This window comes from Mesorhizobium sp. LNHC229A00, from assembly GCF_000502415.1.
Lineage (GTDB): Bacteria > Pseudomonadota > Alphaproteobacteria > Rhizobiales > Rhizobiaceae > Mesorhizobium.
In genome coordinates this window covers 1-1,078 of sequence record NZ_AYWQ01000095.1, presented here as the reverse complement: position 1 = coordinate 1,078, position 1,078 = coordinate 1, and the positions used below count along the sequence as shown (strand labels likewise).

Below are 1,078 nucleotides of genomic sequence, written 5' to 3'. Positions count from 1 at the left end.
GTCGCTCGCTCCATATCTTCTAGATTGCCCTCAGACCCGCAAAGGCCGTGGCTGGAACTGGCTGAAAGACGAGGGATCCTAGGGTGCTACCCAGCCGTAGGGGGTGGGCAAGCTAGCGATCTAATCGCTAGGCCGAACCGCCACCAAACCAGCGGATGAACTCTACTTCCTTCCCGGTCACGTCCCGCACGGCTTTCAACAGCACTTCATTCAGGACACGCGTTGCCCGGTAGTGGTCGCAGTGTGGCGATATGAACGGCTTGATCCATGCTTAGGTGCAGCGCTTCCGCTGCCACCAGAAAGCGCTCGATTTCAGCCTGCGATAATTGCTGTAACGGTTTCGACCTAGCCATTCGGGATCTTCTACGAGAATCGCCCCACCTAGGATTATCATCCTATATCGGAGAGACAGGATCAACACGCGAGAGTGTCGCCTAAGCCCCCCGTCTGTGCGCTGTTTGCCTTGAAAACCGGGTATCAAGGAGGAATCATTCGCAAGCCGTATTAGAAATCGCTTAGGTTGTGTTACTTTAGGTTACTCAAATCAGGGTTGCAGATAATCAGTCTGAGGAAATCACCAAAATGTCACTTAAAATCAATAGCTTGGCGATGAAATCTGGCCAGATCGGCCCAAAAGGAAATCAGCCCAATCTGCCCCTCGTTGTAGAAAAAGAGCGGGAGATTGACGGCGTTATTATGGGCGTTCTTTCAGACGGGACGCCTTACCTTAATCAGCGCGGTCTCGCGGCGCTTTGCGACGTGCAGAACGCCCACATTGGCACAATCAGCAGCCAGTGGAACGATGTCGATCAAAAACCTCGCATTCAGCGGATAAAGGCGATCCTCGAGAAGGTCGGAAAAGTCCCAGCAACCGCTCATATCGAGGTGTCGCACCGGGGCGTAACCCACTACTGCTACCCGGCAGATGTCAGCCTTGCGATCATGGAATATTACGCCATAGACGCCGGGGTGAACGTCTCGGAAAAAGCCCGCGACAACTACCGCATTCTCGCCGGATCCCGTCTTCGCGACATGATCTATAGCCAAGTCGGCTACGATCCGCGCCGGGGCAAGGATG

At 54.3% G+C, this 1,078-nt stretch carries 2 pseudogenes; one reads left to right on the top strand and one right to left on the bottom strand.

From position 1 onward, the window contains the following. Positions 1-127: 127 nt before the first annotated feature. Positions 128-353: pseudogene (locus X742_RS1000000176325) on the bottom strand (hypothetical protein). Between the two features lie 229 nt (positions 354-582). Between X742_RS1000000176325 and X742_RS140420 the strand changes: the two are divergent. Further along, a pseudogene (locus X742_RS140420) lies at positions 583-1,078 on the top strand (hypothetical protein); the annotation flags it as partial.